Genomic DNA, 16,341 nt, shown 5'->3' with positions numbered 1-16,341 from the left:
ATTACCTAGAATTAAGGTTCTGTCGCATTAAGGAAAGTTTGCTAAACTGATTAAATTTACAGTCACTCAATGAGCACTATTTCCCAAGCATTTAAACGCCTTCATTATCCAACAGACGTGATTGCACAATGCTTACGCTGGTATCTGAGCTATGCATTGAGCTTAAGAGACCTTGAGGAAATAATGAAAGAGCGTGGGGCTGATATCGATCATTCAACCTTGCATAGATGGGTTATTCGCTTAACTCCTTTACTTGATCAGGCCTTCAAAAAACATAAAAAAGCAGTAGGGACACATTGGCGGATGGATGGAAACTATATCAAGGTTAAAGGACAATGGAGGTATTTGTATCGGGCAGTAAATTCACAAGGGCAAACCATCGACTTCTTGCTGACAGCTAAGCGCAATACCCGTACAGCTTTAAGATTCTTCCATCAAGCCATACGTTACAATGGACACCTATACGGTGACGATTGATCATAGCGTAGCAAATCATGCCGTATTACGTCATCTGAATCGAAATACTGATTCGACGATCAGCCTCCTCAAAATACGGCAAAATAAATACTTAAATAACCGAGAGGAACAAGATCATCGACTCATTAAGAGACGCATTCGACCCATATAGGATTTAAATCATTCAGGTGTGCCAAGATTATTTTATCCGGCATTGAATGGATGCACATGCTTCGTAAAGGACAACTCAATACATCCAAAGATGAAATCACATCCATAAGATTATTCTATCTGTTGATGACGTAAAATATCAAAAATAGTCTAATATTCGCTTTTAAATCCTTAATGTGACAGAACCGCTAATACTTCCATTTTTAATTCAGATAATCAGGATTATGTTAATTTTAGGAAAACTAAACTGCACACCAAGTATAAAAATAACAAATAAATGGTAATATTCTAAATAAATAGAAAAAATCTAACGAGAACATAATTATGCATTTTTTTGCAGAGAACGCATACGAGCGTGAATATTATAAAAATTCTTTTAATTTTTCTAAATTACTGGAAAATACAGAAAACATATCAAGATATAAGTCAAATTATTACTACAATCCTAAACATGAATATGTTGTCCTTTGGTATAAACATAAAATACAAACTTATACAAATTCTGATAATTCACTTGTTCATATTGATATAGTCCTTGCTGACTTGACTGCACCTATATATATGAATGCTACAGGAGATAATATATATGACTCTTATATTACTATTTCAATTCCTATTAATTTTTTACATAAAATGCCATTTGGTAGTATTTGGAAAGATGGACAATCAACAGAAAGGTTTTCTATAGAAACGTTTGATATAAATGTTACAGAAAATTATGAGATATATTCTATGATGTCTGCTGAAAAAACAGGAGGGTTTAACTTGGTAAACTATACATACTCATCAGGAGTTTACCATGAGCAAGAAACACAAGACGTATACGGCAGAATTTAAAGCTGAAGCGATCAAAGCAATAGAAGCCAATCAAGGCAATGTATCCCAAACAGCTAGAGAACTCGGCATTTCCATGCAAACCCTTTCGAACTGGAATACAAAGGCAAAGGCAGGGACTTTAGCCGGTACAAAACAGTATTCACCTGATCTAAATGCTTTACTCGAAGAAAATAAAAAACTTAAACAGCAGCTTAAAACAGCCGAAATGGAACGTGAATTTCTAAAAAAGGCAGCAGCGTACTTTGCCAAAGAAAGTCAGTAAGGTACGCCTATATGAAATCGCAAAGACACTTATTTCCTATTATTTTGATGGCTCGCTTACTTCACGTATCAGTTTCATGCTTTTATGATTGGCTAAAACAAGGTGTGAGTAAACAATCAATTCAGCGAAATCAACAAGCAATTTTGGTCAAAATAGCACATGAGGAAACGAAACAGAGCTATGGCTATATTCGTTTAACCAAGCATTTACAGGCTCAGGGCGTAAAAATTAGTGCCTATGCCGTTCGTCAGATAAAAAAGTTAAATCAGCTGTATTGTAAGCGCCACAAGCGTTTCAAAAGAACAACGAACAGTGACCATAACCGAGCGATCTATCCAAATTTGCTTGAACAACAATTCTCAATGATTAAACCAAATCAAGCGTGGTCGAGTGATATTACGTATATATGGACAACTGAAGGCTGGTTGTACTTAGCAGCTGTAAAAGACCTTTACACGAAACAAGTGGTTGGCTACAGCTTAAATGAGCGTATGACAGCCAAGCTTGTTTGTGATGCATTGAATATGGCTATTCGCAATCAAAAACCAACTAAGGACCTCATTGTGCATTCAGACAGAGGCAGCCAATATTGCGGTCATGAATATCGAAACTTACTTGAAAAATGTGGCTTTCAGGGTTCAATGAGCAAGCGTGGCGATTGTTACGATAATGCACCGATTGAAAGCTTCTGGGGCATACTCAAAAACGAATTGGTGCATCATCATAGCTATAAAACGAGGGAAGAAGCCAAAGCGGAGATTACAAAATACATAGAGTTATTTTATAATCAACGAAGAATTCAAAAAGGTTTGGATTTTAAGACACCAAATCAAATGGCAGAGGACTTTTGCAAGTTGGCTGCCTAAAATCTCCCAAGTGAAAGTCTCCTGATAATTCAGCACACATCACTATTTATAAAGCACTAACAACTCAAAAGCTTGCAAAAAACCCTGATTATAACAGTACAATTCATTCTACTCCCTTTGATTTTAAATCATACTTTAATCAAATTTCTGAAAAAGATCGGAATCAATTAATCAACATTAAATATGATAATAAAGATTTCGTAGTACATCCACTTCTATTATTCATTACACTATATGGGTATAGCATGGATATTAAAAGAATTCTTTGCCGATATTCAATTGACGATATTAATAAAAAATTACTTCCACATGACCAGCAAATTATTGACATCGCAAAAGAAAAAAACATATTAAAATTTGTGATTTTACCCAAGGGTCTTACACATAGAGATGCTGTTTTTTTATATCATTATAAGTATGATGAAAAATTAAAAATACTGGTAAGACGTTTAAATGATGTCTGCTGAAAAAACAGGAGGGTTTAACTTGGTAAACTATACATACTCATCAGGAGTTTACCATGAGCAAGAAACACAAGACGTATACGGCAGAATTTAAAGCTGAAGCGATCAAAGCAATAGAAGCCAATCAAGGCAATGTATCCCAAACAGCTAGAGAACTCGGCATTTCCATGCAAACCCTTTCGAACTGGAATACAAAGGCAAAGGCAGGGACTTTAGCCGGTACAAAACAGTATTCACCTGATCTAAATGCTTTACTCGAAGAAAATAAAAAACTTAAACAGCAGCTTAAAACAGCCGAAATGGAACGTGAATTTCTAAAAAAGGCAGCAGCGTACTTTGCCAAAGAAAGTCAGTAAGGTACGCCTATATGAAATCGCAAAGACACTTATTTCCTATTATTTTGATGGCTCGCTTACTTCACGTATCAGTTTCATGCTTTTATGATTGGCTAAAACAAGGTGTGAGTAAACAATCAATTCAGCGAAATCAACAAGCAATTTTGGTCAAAATAGCACATGAGGAAACGAAACAGAGCTATGGCTATATTCGTTTAACCAAGCATTTACAGGCTCAGGGCGTAAAAATTAGTGCCTATGCCGTTCGTCAGATAAAAAAGTTAAATCAGCTGTATTGTAAGCGCCACAAGCGTTTCAAAAGAACAACGAACAGTGACCATAACCGAGCGATCTATCCAAATTTGCTTGAACAACAATTCTCAATGATTAAACCAAATCAAGCGTGGTCGAGTGATATTACGTATATATGGACAACTGAAGGCTGGTTGTACTTAGCAGCTGTAAAAGACCTTTACACGAAACAAGTGGTTGGCTACAGCTTAAATGAGCGTATGACAGCCAAGCTTGTTTGTGATGCATTGAATATGGCTATTCGCAATCAAAAACCAACTAAGGACCTCATTGTGCATTCAGACAGAGGCAGCCAATATTGCGGTCATGAATATCGAAACTTACTTGAAAAATGTGGCTTTCAGGGTTCAATGAGCAAGCGTGGCGATTGTTACGATAATGCACCGATTGAAAGCTTCTGGGGCATACTCAAAAACGAATTGGTGCATCATCATAGCTATAAAACGAGGGAAGAAGCCAAAGCGGAGATTACAAAATACATAGAGTTATTTTATAATCAACGAAGAATTCAAAAAGGTTTGGATTTTAAGACACCAAATCAAATGGCAGAGGACTTTTGCAAGTTGGCTGCCTAAAATCTCCCAAGTGAAAGTCTCCTGATAATTCAGCACACATCACTTATTTCCTATTATTTTGATGGCTCGCTTACTTCACGTATCAGTTTCATGCTTTTATGATTGGCTAAAACAAGGTGTGAGTAAACAATCAATTCAGCGAAATCAACAAGCAATTTTGGTCAAAATAGCACATGAGGAAACGAAACAGAGCTATGGCTATATTCGTTTAACCAAGCATTTACAGGCTCAGGGCGTAAAAATTAGTGCCTATGCCGTTCGTCAGATAAAAAAGTTAAATCAGCTGTATTGTAAGCGCCACAAGCGTTTCAAAAGAACAACGAACAGTGACCATAACCGAGCGATCTATCCAAATTTGCTTGAACAACAATTCTCAATGATTAAACCAAATCAAGCGTGGTCGAGTGATATTACGTATATATGGACAACTGAAGGCTGGTTGTACTTAGCAGCTGTAAAAGACCTTTACACGAAACAAGTGGTTGGCTACAGCTTAAATGAGCGTATGACAGCCAAGCTTGTTTGTGATGCATTGAATATGGCTATTCGCAATCAAAAACCAACTAAGGACCTCATTGTGCATTCAGACAGAGGCAGCCAATATTGCGGTCATGAATATCGAAACTTACTTGAAAAATGTGGCTTTCAGGGTTCAATGAGCAAGCGTGGCGATTGTTACGATAATGCACCGATTGAAAGCTTCTGGGGCATACTCAAAAACGAATTGGTGCATCATCATAGCTATAAAACGAGGGAAGAAGCCAAAGCGGAGATTACAAAATACATAGAGTTATTTTATAATCAACGAAGAATTCAAAAAGGTTTGGATTTTAAGACACCAAATCAAATGGCAGAGGACTTTTGCAAGTTGGCTGCCTAAAATCTCCCAAGTGAAAGTCTCCTGATAATTCAGCACACATCAGATGTTTTGTAGCAAACTTATCTAAAGAAATGAATTTAGTAGACCCTTTACTTCATCAATTAAAGGATTTAAATCAGGAACACTGTATTCTACAAGAACGAATTTCATCAAGTGATTGGAAAAAAAAAGTACAAGAAAAATTGATAAATAGCGATTTTTTTGTTGTCATGATAGGCGAAAATACACTTAAAAATGCAAACATTAAGTGGGAACTTAAAGAGGCTACCAAAGCTAATCTTCCTATATTTGGCTGTAAACTTCCTACTTTTATCGCTACGCAAGAAACTAATTCTTTTTCTTTGCAGTATCCATTATTAGATTCTATTGAGCAGTTTAATTCTATTTCTCAATCTGAATTTACTGAAATAACAAAAATTAATTTAGAAAGTTATAAAATTTTTGTAAGTTCAACCGAAAAAGTAACTGATCAAAGAAGTAAAATTCATACTTTATTTTTTACTCTCTTAGCATCATTAATGACTCTTAGTCTTTTAATTCTTAAGTCAACGAGTTTTAGCCCCTCTGGTGTTATTGCTATTATTTTTATTACGTTAATTGCATTATTTTTAGTTTACTCTTGGGAAAAACTGGTTGAATCTTACGGAATATTGAATAGGGGGAAATTTAAAATTATTTATAAATTAGAAAAAAAGCTACGTATCAACCATTTTCAGGAAGAGTGGGATATATTACAGAATGAACTTAAATATCAATCAACCACAGTTGTAGAAAAACAAATTATAAATATATTTAATACTGTTCTGAAATTTATACTTACTTTATCACTTGCATATTTATTATACATATTTTATAAAGAAGTAATCATAAAAACGAGTATATATACACTATGTCACATTATAATTTATTTTTAAGCCACAGTTGGAAGTACGGTGATGAGTACGATCGGCTAATTAAACTACTTGATGATCAAGTTGATGAAGATTTTGATTACACTAATTTTAGTGTTCCAAAAGATGATCCTGTTCATGATGCAGACAACGATGAAGAATTAGAAGCAGCTATTAGAGCGCAAATGCATAAATGTGCCAATATTATTGTATTAGCAGGGGTGTATTCAACCTATAGTAAATGGATTAGAATTGAAGTAGAATTGGCAAAAAAAATGAATAAAAAAATTATTGCGATTCAACCTTGGAGGGCTGAAAGAACCTCAGAATTTGTTAAAAACAATGCTACGAAAATTGTTTTTTGGAATGGTTTATCTGTGGTGAATGCAATCAAAGCAGAGAAAATTACATAAATCATCCTCACTTCAATTTTGTAAAGAACTAACTTATTGCTTCTTTACAATTATAAAAAACCAAGCTCAAATTTTGGTAAATTGAAGCCAATATCATCTATTTCTACAATCATAAGTTGATCATTCTCTAGGCTCATCTCATATAAATATTTAGCCTCTTTAAGCTTTTAAAATTTACATCGTGTCGATGAAAATACTTTATACCATTATTAATCCATACTAATTTTTGTTGTAGAAAGTTTACGATGTGGCTGCATGGTCAGTATGGTTTTAAATAAAAACAGGGCTAATACCCTGTTTTTTGTTATTTCGCTTTTACTTCTTGAGTAATTAGCTTCTGTAGCTCTTGGTCTGATAAATTTGTTAATTGCATTATTGCTGCTTTAAGAATAATAGAACGGTTGGCCTTAGCTACCTGACATCTTAATTTTAAATTATCTATCTCAATACTCACATCATCGGTTAAGGAAAAGGTATATCGCTTAAATTTAGCATTTGATACTGGATGTGGAGTCAGTTGATCTATCGCTTTCGTTGCACCTGAAATAAAAGCGTTTACAGCAACATCATCTTTGTTTACAGGTGGTTCTTTTTTTAAACCGTTCAAAGCCATTAAATTTCTCCTAAAAACTCTTTTGCAATTTCCTCAATTTCTTGTTTTGCTTTTTCTGAAGCAGGCATTTCAAAAACAGATAAACCGTTTTCGTCTGCATCGTCATAGATATTTCGATTGCATGTAAAGTGGTTTAGTGTCACTAGGTCAAATGACTCACATGCGTCCTTTGCATCTAAGATACGTTGTGCCTGATTAGGCAGTGTTGGACACTGTGTAATGACTGCTCGTGTATATATTTGAGGATTTACTGCTTTTGCTAACTGAATTAGTTTTTCTACATGAACTAATGTTTTTAAGTCTCGTCTTTTTGGTCTGAAAGGTAAAAGCATGTGTGTTGCTATTGTCATTGCAGAACGAAGTGCTTCTGAGTCTTGCCCACCTGCATCAATAATAATGTCTTGATAGCGTTTAGATAGATCTATGAGTACTTGTCTTATATTTCCTGCTGCTTGAACAGATGGAATATTTGTTACAGTTGTGTTTTCGTCACGTTCTTTTACCCAGTCGGTTGTTGTTCCTTGTGGGTCTGCATCCAACAATAATATGTCTCGATTATTTGCTTGTAAGTAAACTGCTAGGTTTTGAGCTAAACAGCTTTTGCCTGAACCACCTTTTTCACCACCAACTAATATTATCATTTTTCTTTTAACCCTAGTAAAGTTATCTATCAAGTATACCACATAAGTTACATAAGTTACATAAGTTACATAAGTTACATAAGTTACATAAGTTACATAAGTTACATAAGTTACATAAGTTACATAAGTTACATAAGTTACATAAGTTAAAAGTATATATTGTTCTATTTGAGTAAAAAACCTACTTTTTGTAGATCGCTTAAATGGTTGTTTACAAAGTTTATATCATTTAATTGTTTGATTAAACGGGCTTCAAAATCAGAATAATTTTCCCCAATTTTTGCATATTTGCTTGAGAAAGCCTCATCATAAGCTAATTTTTTGGCAAAAAAACTAATTTGCTTTTCTGTCATATTTGAAAATAAGTCTGGAGTATCTCTGCCTTTTTCTTTAGTTATTTCTATTTTCTTATGTATGATTTTTTCTTTAAATGTGAACTTTATACCAGAGATGGTGCGACCTTCCTTAAATTGTTCATATTCAACTTTTATATCTGTATATTTGTTAATTTGTTTAATTGCTGGCTCAATAACAATTCGTTTTAAGTTATCCATTCTTGAGTATTCATATTCTTCTAAACCCATTTTTCCTCTAAAGTCTAGTATTTTTAAAATTGGTGTTTGTTTAACTTCACGCCATGATATTAGTAACTCATAGAGACGTATTGCATATTTACTGGAAAGTTGTGATATTTGTTTGAGCTGATAGCTAGTAAAGTGTTTTTCTAACCGAGTAATTAAAGGAATTACTTTGGGTGCAAAGGTAATTTCAAGTATCCCTAGATTGTCTGAATATGCAATTGTTGATACCCACCGTGATTTCACTATAAACTCTTTGTTTGCACTTCCACGATATTCTTTATATGAGAACTTTCTTTCAAAAAAACTGTTTACTGCACTTTTTAATGCTGCATACGCTGCTTCATTTGTTGTATTAAATGATTTTGCATATTTTTTTGCTTCAATTTGAATTACGGTATCCGATGTTAGCTCTACTGTTGATTCCCTTGCATCAACAATAGCAAGGAGTATTAAACGCTGTTCTGTTAATTCTAGATTGTAGCTTGCATTAATTAAAATATTATCTTTTACAACAAGTTTATTCTTCATATTTATATGACCTAAAATTATATTCAACTATATTATCATTTAATGTAGTGATATAACAAAGAATTTGTAGTGATATAACAAAGAATTTGTAGTGATATAACAAAGAATTTGTAGTGATATAACAAAGAATTTGTAGTGATATATCTGCTACAGGATATGCCACACAGGAGATTGAGCTTGTCTAAAAGCATTAAAAGATTAATAAAAACATTAAAAGCATATTTTCTATTTTTTACTCTTATTTTTAAAAACACTTTTAATCTTTTTACGGATTATTATTTAAACAAAAGTATTAGTGGTTAATCTTATCTATCATTTGATTATACGGCTTTGATTGCTCATCAATGTACTGCGACAAAACCTAGTATTTAGAAATTTTAAATAATTATCCGTGATTTGGGTTAAATAGTTTATTTTATCTAATTTTTTTGAATATTAATAAAAATTAAATCTCTGTTAGTAGAAAATAATATAACTAAATGTATATAATTGTAATTTAAGTATATGTATTTAAATAATTTATTAATATACAGACATATCTGTATAAAATATTTTTTTACAAAAAAAAATGTGTTTAAATAAGAAAAAACACAGACTTTTAATATGAAATATGATCCACAAGAAAATAACTGTCCATTGCCTTATACACCATTTAGAAGTTGTGTAATTCCTCGGCCTATTGCTTGGATTTCTACAACAGATAAAAGAGGCAACCATAATTTAGCTCCATTTAGTCAATGTGGGATTATTACATTTGACCCGCCTACAGTTATGTTCTGTGCAAATCATTATCCTAGAGGCAAAAGAAAAGATTCAGCAGTAAATGCTGAAGATACAGGATGGTTTGTATGGAATATGGCTACAGAAGACTTAAAAGATGCTATGAATATATCCGCAATGATTGTTCCTTCAAATGAAGACGAATTTGAACTTGCTAATATTATTAAAGAGAAAGCTGAACTATCTAATGTGCCAATGGTAAAAGATAGTCCTTGTAAAATGGAATGTAAATACATATCAACAACTACAATACCTGGTCATGGTGATGTGGGTACAGTCGATATGATAATTGGCCAAGTTATGCGTATACATATTGATGATAATTATATTACTTCTAAAGGATTACTCGATATAGCGAAAATTAAACCAATAGGAAGAATGGGTTATATTGATTACACAGTTATTAATAATACTTTCTCAATGGAAGTACCAATGACTGATGAAGTTAAAAAAATTATGAATGAAATTATGTCTGGTAGTGCTAATTTACTTTAATTTAAATAGAAGGATAAAGTCATGAGTGGTATAGAACAAATTGTTAACAACTTAATTGAAGATCTCACAGATTTTGATATTAATCGTCTTAGTAATAATACATTAGTTGAAGATCTTGATTTGGCAAGCCTAGATTATGTAAGTATTCAGGTAGCACTAAAAAAAGAATTAGGAATAAATATCGATTTAAATAAACTATCTGAGCAAAAACCTACAACTATGGGTGATTTTTATACTTTCTGTAAGTCATTTGAATAATAATTATGAATAATAATAGAGTTGTAATTACTGGTATAGGTGGTATTTGTTCATTAGGTTCAAATGTAAATGAAATTTGGCAATCCATTTTAGATTATAAGATGGGGTATGAATATATACCTAGTGATGATCCATCAATAGTATCTAAATTCTTTGGAGTTGTAGAGGATCCATTACCATCTAAAAATATACCAAAAAAGATATTAAAGCTTTTACCTAGATTTGCAAAGTTAGGAATGATAGCTTCACTCGAAGCTATGGAATCTGCTTTTGGTAAAAATCCTTGTGAAACATTAGATAAATTATATTCACCTTTTGATCGAGGTATCATTTTTGGTACGGGATGGGGAGGTGTAGATTCAACAATTGAAAATAATGATTTATATGTTTCCTCTGGTTTTGCATCACCTTTCAGTACAATCTTTTCTATGCATAGCGTACTTAGTGGAGCAGCCTCCATGTTGTGGAATATGAGAGGTTATCAGAACACTCATGTAGCTGCTTGTGCTACGGGAAATATTGCTATTGGCGATGCATACGAGTTAATTAAAAACGGTAAAGTTAAATGTATGCTAGCAGGTGGTAGTGAGAGTATTAGAGGTAGGTATAATGTTTGGTCCGTAGACATTTTAGGTGCATTAAGTAAAGAACAAAAGTACCAAAGTAAAGCATGTTGTCCTTTTGATAGTAATAGATCGGGATTTATTTTGTCAGAAGGAAGTGCTGCTGTAGTTTTAGAAACTTTAGATAGTGCTCTTGAACGTGGTGCTCATATTTATGGAGAAATTACTGGTTATGCTAACTGCTCTGATGCTTTTGATATAACAGCTCCAGCAGATGATTTAATGGGACGGTACACTTCATTGATTAGAGCAATGGAAGAAGCTCAATTAGATGCTGATGATATTGATTATATTAATGCACATGGTACTTCTACACCTTTGAATGATTTGAATGAAACAAAGACCTTGAAAAAAGTCTTTCACCAAAAAATTTACAATATCCCTATCTCTAGTACTAAATCATATACAGGACATTTAATAGGTGCTGCAGGTGCCATGGAAACTATTTTCTGTTTGCAAACATTAAAAGAGAAGATTGCTCCAGCAACAATAAATCTAAATGATCAGGATCCAGATTGTGATTTAGATTATATACCTAATAAACATAGAAGGTTAGATAAAGTAAATAATGTATTAAATATTAATTATGGATTTGGTGGAACAAATAGTTCTCTAATTATTAGAGGGTATCCAGAATGTTGATTAGTTATAATCAAGAGGATTTAGAACTATGGGCTGATTTTTCAGGAGATAGAAATCCTATCCATTTTGATAGTGAGTTTGCTTTAAGTAATGGATTAGATGGATGTATTGTACATGGCATGCTTGCTATGTTACCTATGAAATCTATATTTTTAAAAAATCTAGATACTAATGCTAATAGCATTCAAATTACTTTAAAAAACTCAGTACCAATGAATGAAACATTAGAGTTTTTATATCTTAACGATAAGATTTCATTAAAATATGAAAATAAATGCTTATATTTAGGAAAAACTAAGAGCATAAAATCTTCTGACTATAGTTTACTGAAAAAATATCCTATTTTATCTTTTTTTACAGAAGAAATCTTACGTAAAAAATATCAGCTATTTAGAAAGATAAAAGGTACTGATAATAATAACTTGATATTCTGGGATGGTATATTATTCTCAATATATATTCAAAATAATAGAAAATCACCGCTAGCACATAATGTAAGCAAATTCTTACAAGATGAAGGACTAAATCCAGAGTCTTATGTTGTATATCAAGTTAATCATAGTTTAACTGTGTATTCTGATAAGATTCAAGAAAAATTTAATTTTGATGAATTTTCATATAGTTGTTTAGGAAAAGATTTAGTTAGAGTCGATAATAATATTTATGCATCAGTTTTATTGAATTTATACGATAAGGATGAACTTATTATTACGACAGAAATGGGACTTTTAGCCAAATTATTTTGAGATTTTTATGAAAAAGTGGGTTTTTATTACAGGTGGTACTAGAGGTATTGGTAAGGCTATTGTAGATCGTCTCTCTCAAGATTATAAAGTAATTTTTACATATAAAAAAAGCGAAGATAGAGCAAAAGAAATTGTTACATCAATGCAGAAAGAAGGATTAGATGTACAATCATATAAATGTGATAGCTCAGACTCTAATAGTATTTCACAGCTTTGTACATACTTAGTACAAGAGTATGGAGCTCCTTATGCTGTTATCAATAATTCTGGAATTAATATAGATCAATTATTTATAAATACTACAGAAAATAGTATTTTTTCATTATTTGAAAACAATTTATTTCCAACACTAAATATTACCAGAGCCTTTCTACCATCTATGATGGAAAATTCAGAAGGCCGTATAATTAATATTAGTTCAATTGCTAGTATTAAAGGAAATATTGGACAGACTGGATACTCATCAACAAAATCAGCACTAAATGGTTTAGTAAAGTCATTATCTTTAGAAGTTGCTAGATTTAATGTTACTGTTAATAATATTTTACCTGGTTTTATTGAAAGTGATATGACTGATAAAATTGAAAATAAAATGAGTTTAAAAAAAACAATCCCTCTACGTAAATTTGGTAAGCCTGAAAATATTTCAGGGCTAGTTTCTTATTTATTAAGTAGAGATAGTGATTATATAACAGGACAAAATTTAATTGTTGATGGTGGTCTATCATGCTAAAAACAGATATTTCTAAAGGTATAAATACAATTGTACATTTTGGTTGCCTTTCAGATGAACAACGTTGGAATGCAAATTATTATGATTGGGAATGGTTAAAAGAATTAGATGACCATGATAGGAAAATTGTTAAATTATTAGACTGTTTATCTGAAGGTGAATACTCAGGACAAGCCTCTTCTGTACAATTTCATGATTTACTTCTTACAGAAATTAGAAATGGTTATCCTAAAGGAAAGGAAAATGATTGGGGACAAATTCTAGCTTATGTGAATATTATTGCATATGAAGAAATGCGCCATGGTATTGCACTATCAACAGCAAATCATTATGTGCAAACTGGAAATCTTAAGTATACAGAAACACTATCGGTACAAGAATATTCTAATAAATATATATGGTGTTATCTAGATAGAAAATATTGGGATTTATATAGTTATACTTTCGCTCATCTATTTGGTGAAGTCGTGAATACAGAATTATATCGAGATCTTCGTTCACAAGTTCATCATACAAAATTACAAGAACTAATTACTAATATCATGAAAGATGAGGCAAGGCATACTCAAGCATGGTTAGCAGTTATTACTGATTTAATTAAATCAGATGAATATCATATGAAACGTGCTTTGGAAACAATTAGTGTTGGCCTTACATATCATAATGCAATGGTGCACGAAACATATTTTGAAGGTCAAAATAAGCTCATGAAATTGTTTTTACCAGCAAAGAGAGGACAAGGTGCTGTTGATAGAATCATTAAAAAGAAGAGTCAAATTATGAATACTATATTTGGTAAAAAAAATCCTTATACAGATGAACAAATTAAAGAACAACATATTAAATTCCTTGTTAAAGGTATAGGTCAAAATCGAGCTGTTTTTTCAAAAGAAGCTGAAGATAATATTCTTTTCTTGTAATTGTAAGGGCTTTATTTAAAGCCCTCTATAACACTGTAAATAATTAAGTGATTTAATAAATGAAAATTAGACGTATACCTTTCGACCTAAAGTCGACAATTATCAAAGATAATAATTTAAATTATAATTGGGCATTTGATGAAATAACATCTTTAATAGGATTAGGATATTCTTTTTATCTTGAACATATAGAGTATTTCTGCAAGTTTATTAGCAACCATTATAATAAGTATCTTATAAATTTAAATTTAAAGGCTAAAGATGATATATTTATTAAACAAGAGATGCATCATGCTAGATATCATAAAATAGTTAATGCTTTTTTATGTGAAAAAGTTATTAAAACAAATTTGGGGCACCCAAGGGTTTATTCATTTTATCAAGATATACATCAAAAAAACTACAATCACCTTATAAAAGAAGTTCAATGTGGTTCACATGAAGCATTATGTTATGCTTTAAGAAAAATAGCTATTTTTGAAAGTAAAAATTGTATCTCCAGTTTTGTTTTTTTTGAACAATTTTTTTTTGGAAGAAACTTTAAGAGAACTCTAAATATTTCACAAAACCTTAGTTTTCTTTACTTGTTGGCGTATCATTTTACAGAGGAAATAGAACACTGTGATGTAGCTGTAGATATTTACGAAACAATTTCCGGCAATAAACTATGGACAAAAGATACGATTAAATCGGAAATTCAAGAATTTACAAAAGATGATGATGAAGCAATAGTCTCTGCTATTTATTGTGGAAATTTTTTTAGAAAGACTATTACCTATGAAACATTTGCTCAATCTCCTTTCATAAAAGAAACCAAGTCTTTACAAAATAAGTATATTAAAGAAGATTTTAACCTAAATTCATCTAATATCCTACAGAAAAGAAACTATATAGTTGATCAATGGGATAACTACTGGGAACCTGAACTAAGAAAAAAAATTCTAATGAATGAAATCTAAAGTTATAATTTACTTTTAATAAAGGCGCAAATTAATCTACGCCTTTTCTAAAGTTATATAATATATTAGTCTTTCCATTTGTTAAAAATTAGGCAAGTATTCACTCCACCAAATCCAAAACTGTTACTCATTATAGTATTAAGTTCAATTTCTCTCATCTGCTGTACAATGTCAAACTTTTTGGCATCCTCTCTTAGCTCTGTAATATTAATACTTGGAGCAATAAAATTATTTTTTAACATTAGAATAGAATAAATTGCTTCATGAACTCCCGCAGCACCTAAACTATGCCCAGTCATTGATTTTGTTGAACTTAATGGAGGTACTTTCTCTATATTATTAAAGGCTCTTTCAATCGCAAGCAACTCTGGAATATCTCCAGCAGGAGTTGAAGTTCCATGAGTATTAATATAATCAATTTTACGGATATTATGGGTCCTTTTAGCTTCATCAACTGCTAATCTAATACATCTAGTAGCGCCTTCTCCACTAGGTGAAACCATATCATGACCATCACTATTGGCTGCATAGCCAACTAATTCGGCTAATATTGGAGCTTTTCTATTAAGAGCATGTTCTAATGATTCTAATATAACTATTCCTCCTCCACTAGCTATAACAAAACCATCACTATCTTTTGAATAAGGACGAGAGGCTGTACTTGGAACTGAATTATGTTTAGAACTTAATGCGCCCATAGCATCAAATAAAACACTTTGAGACCAATGATCTTCTTCTCCTCCACCTGCTAACATTAAATCTTGTTTACCTAAAGCAATTAGATTATAGGCGTACCCAATTGCATCTGCCGATGTTGCACAAGCACTAGCAATAGATTGTGTAATACCTTGTAATTTTAAAGCTAAAGCAATATTAGAACTAATTGTATTATTTATATAACGAGGTGCTAAATTTGGCGATATTTTTCTAGCACCATACTCTGTCAAAGTATCTTTCATTTCAATGATAGAAGCTGTTGAACTACCTCCTGTTCCACCAATAATGCCATATCTTGGATTATTTGCTAATTCTGCGATATCTAAATTAGCATTTTCAATTGCATTGATAGCAGAATTATAAGCATACATGGCACATATACCCATAGATCTTTTAAATTTTTCATTAATACCCATAAAGTATTTTGGAGTATAACCACTAACTTGACTTTTAAGATTTAATTGTGCATATTTTTCATTAAAAGTAATACCTGACCTACCTAATCTTAGTGACTCTGTCACTTGATCCAAAGTATTTCCTATACATGAGTTAATCCCCATACCAGTAATTACAACTCTTTGCATTTTTATTTCTCCTAATTATCTTAATACAATATTAAAATGATTTACTTATAATAATGGTAT

The 16,341-nt window shown here is 31.8% G+C and carries 17 protein-coding genes and 2 pseudogenes; 15 read left to right on the top strand and 4 right to left on the bottom strand.

Going from position 1 to position 16,341, the window contains the following annotated elements:
- Positions 1–69 precede the first annotated feature (69 nt).
- The 8 genes and pseudogenes from AC1MPL_RS12320 to AC1MPL_RS12285 all read left to right on the top strand — a co-directional run bounded on the left by AC1MPL_RS12320 (position 70) and on the right by AC1MPL_RS12285 (position 6,461).
- Positions 70–762, top strand: a pseudogene (locus tag AC1MPL_RS12320) (IS6 family transposase).
- A 189-nt stretch (positions 763–951) separates the two neighbouring features.
- Entirely contained in the window at positions 952–1,464 is a 513-nt protein-coding gene (locus tag AC1MPL_RS12315; protein WP_479766292.1) for a hypothetical protein, read from the top strand.
- A protein-coding gene (locus AC1MPL_RS12310; RefSeq protein WP_479764079.1) for an IS3 family transposase occupies positions 1,427–2,592 on the top strand; the annotation gives its coding sequence in 2 pieces (ribosomal slippage) (positions 1,427–1,685 and positions 1,685–2,592; 1,167 coding nt in all). Before AC1MPL_RS12315 ends, AC1MPL_RS12310 begins: the two co-directional genes overlap by 38 nt.
- Positions 2,593–2,837: 245 nt before the next feature.
- Positions 2,838–3,059, top strand: a complete 222-nt coding sequence (locus AC1MPL_RS12305; RefSeq protein WP_479766291.1) for a hypothetical protein — start codon at positions 2,838–2,840, stop codon at positions 3,057–3,059.
- A 53-nt stretch (positions 3,060–3,112) separates the two neighbouring features.
- Positions 3,113–4,278 (top strand): IS3 family transposase gene (locus AC1MPL_RS12300; RefSeq protein ID WP_479764079.1). Its coding sequence is split into 2 segments (ribosomal slippage): positions 3,113–3,371 and positions 3,371–4,278, totalling 1,167 coding nucleotides; the frame shifts between segments, so codons are not numbered across the junction.
- A 40-nt stretch (positions 4,279–4,318) separates the two neighbouring features.
- Positions 4,319–5,158: pseudogene (locus tag AC1MPL_RS12295) on the top strand (IS3 family transposase); the annotation flags it as partial.
- A gap of 71 nt (positions 5,159–5,229) precedes the next feature.
- Complete coding sequence (locus AC1MPL_RS12290) at positions 5,230–6,072, top strand: RipA family octameric membrane protein (RefSeq protein ID WP_479766314.1); 843 nt, start codon at positions 5,230–5,232, stop codon at positions 6,070–6,072.
- Positions 6,048–6,461, top strand: coding sequence for a TIR domain-containing protein (locus AC1MPL_RS12285; RefSeq protein ID WP_479766313.1), 414 nt, complete (start codon positions 6,048–6,050; stop codon positions 6,459–6,461). Before AC1MPL_RS12290 ends, AC1MPL_RS12285 begins: the two co-directional genes overlap by 25 nt.
- A gap of 304 nt (positions 6,462–6,765) precedes the next feature.
- Here AC1MPL_RS12285 and AC1MPL_RS12280 read toward each other — a convergent pair whose 3' ends face one another.
- From AC1MPL_RS12280 to repM, 3 genes are all read right to left on the bottom strand, one after another.
- Entirely contained in the window at positions 6,766–7,074 is a 309-nt protein-coding gene (locus tag AC1MPL_RS12280) for a hypothetical protein (RefSeq protein ID WP_479766312.1), read from the bottom strand.
- Entirely contained in the window at positions 7,074–7,715 is a 642-nt protein-coding gene (locus tag AC1MPL_RS12275) for an AAA family ATPase (RefSeq protein WP_479766311.1), read from the bottom strand. The genes AC1MPL_RS12280 and AC1MPL_RS12275 overlap by 1 nt, the downstream gene beginning before the upstream one ends.
- 164 nt (positions 7,716–7,879) lie before the next feature.
- Positions 7,880–8,824, bottom strand: coding sequence for a replication initiation protein RepM (repM, locus tag AC1MPL_RS12270; RefSeq protein WP_479766310.1), 945 nt, complete (start codon positions 8,822–8,824; stop codon positions 7,880–7,882).
- Positions 8,825–9,427: 603 nt separating this feature from the next.
- On the opposite strand from repM, the gene AC1MPL_RS12265 reads away from it, so the two are divergent.
- Genes AC1MPL_RS12265 through AC1MPL_RS12235 form a run of 7 tightly spaced genes read left to right on the top strand, consistent with a single transcriptional unit; the run spans position 9,428 to position 14,980 of the window.
- Positions 9,428–10,099: a flavin reductase family protein gene (locus tag AC1MPL_RS12265; protein ID WP_479766309.1), complete on the top strand. Its 672-nt coding sequence runs from the start codon at positions 9,428–9,430 to the stop codon at positions 10,097–10,099.
- A 21-nt stretch (positions 10,100–10,120) separates the two neighbouring features.
- Positions 10,121–10,357: an acyl carrier protein gene (locus AC1MPL_RS12260; protein WP_479766308.1), complete on the top strand. Its 237-nt coding sequence runs from the start codon at positions 10,121–10,123 to the stop codon at positions 10,355–10,357.
- A 5-nt stretch (positions 10,358–10,362) separates the two neighbouring features.
- Complete coding sequence (locus tag AC1MPL_RS12255; protein WP_479766307.1) at positions 10,363–11,622, top strand: beta-ketoacyl-[acyl-carrier-protein] synthase family protein; 1,260 nt, start codon at positions 10,363–10,365, stop codon at positions 11,620–11,622.
- Positions 11,616–12,368, top strand: coding sequence for a MaoC/PaaZ C-terminal domain-containing protein (locus AC1MPL_RS12250; protein WP_479766306.1), 753 nt, complete (start codon positions 11,616–11,618; stop codon positions 12,366–12,368). The genes AC1MPL_RS12255 and AC1MPL_RS12250 overlap by 7 nt, the downstream gene beginning before the upstream one ends.
- Positions 12,369–12,375: 7 nt before the next feature.
- Positions 12,376–13,101, top strand: a complete 726-nt coding sequence (locus tag AC1MPL_RS12245) for an SDR family NAD(P)-dependent oxidoreductase (protein ID WP_479766305.1) — start codon at positions 12,376–12,378, stop codon at positions 13,099–13,101.
- Positions 13,095–14,021, top strand: coding sequence for a hypothetical protein (locus AC1MPL_RS12240; protein ID WP_479766304.1), 927 nt, complete (start codon positions 13,095–13,097; stop codon positions 14,019–14,021). Before AC1MPL_RS12245 ends, AC1MPL_RS12240 begins: the two co-directional genes overlap by 7 nt.
- Before the next feature lie 59 nt (positions 14,022–14,080).
- Positions 14,081–14,980: a metal-dependent hydrolase gene (locus AC1MPL_RS12235; RefSeq protein ID WP_479766303.1), complete on the top strand. Its 900-nt coding sequence runs from the start codon at positions 14,081–14,083 to the stop codon at positions 14,978–14,980.
- Between the two features lie 65 nt (positions 14,981–15,045).
- Here AC1MPL_RS12235 and AC1MPL_RS12230 read toward each other — a convergent pair whose 3' ends face one another.
- Positions 15,046–16,281, bottom strand: a complete 1,236-nt coding sequence (locus AC1MPL_RS12230; RefSeq protein WP_479766302.1) for a beta-ketoacyl synthase N-terminal-like domain-containing protein — start codon at positions 16,279–16,281, stop codon at positions 15,046–15,048.
- Between the last annotated feature and the right edge of the window lie 60 nt (positions 16,282–16,341).

This window comes from Acinetobacter sp. N1-1 (genome assembly GCF_056711485.1).
Note: the sequence above shows the minus strand (reverse complement) of the source record. Positions and strands in the feature narration are given on the sequence as shown.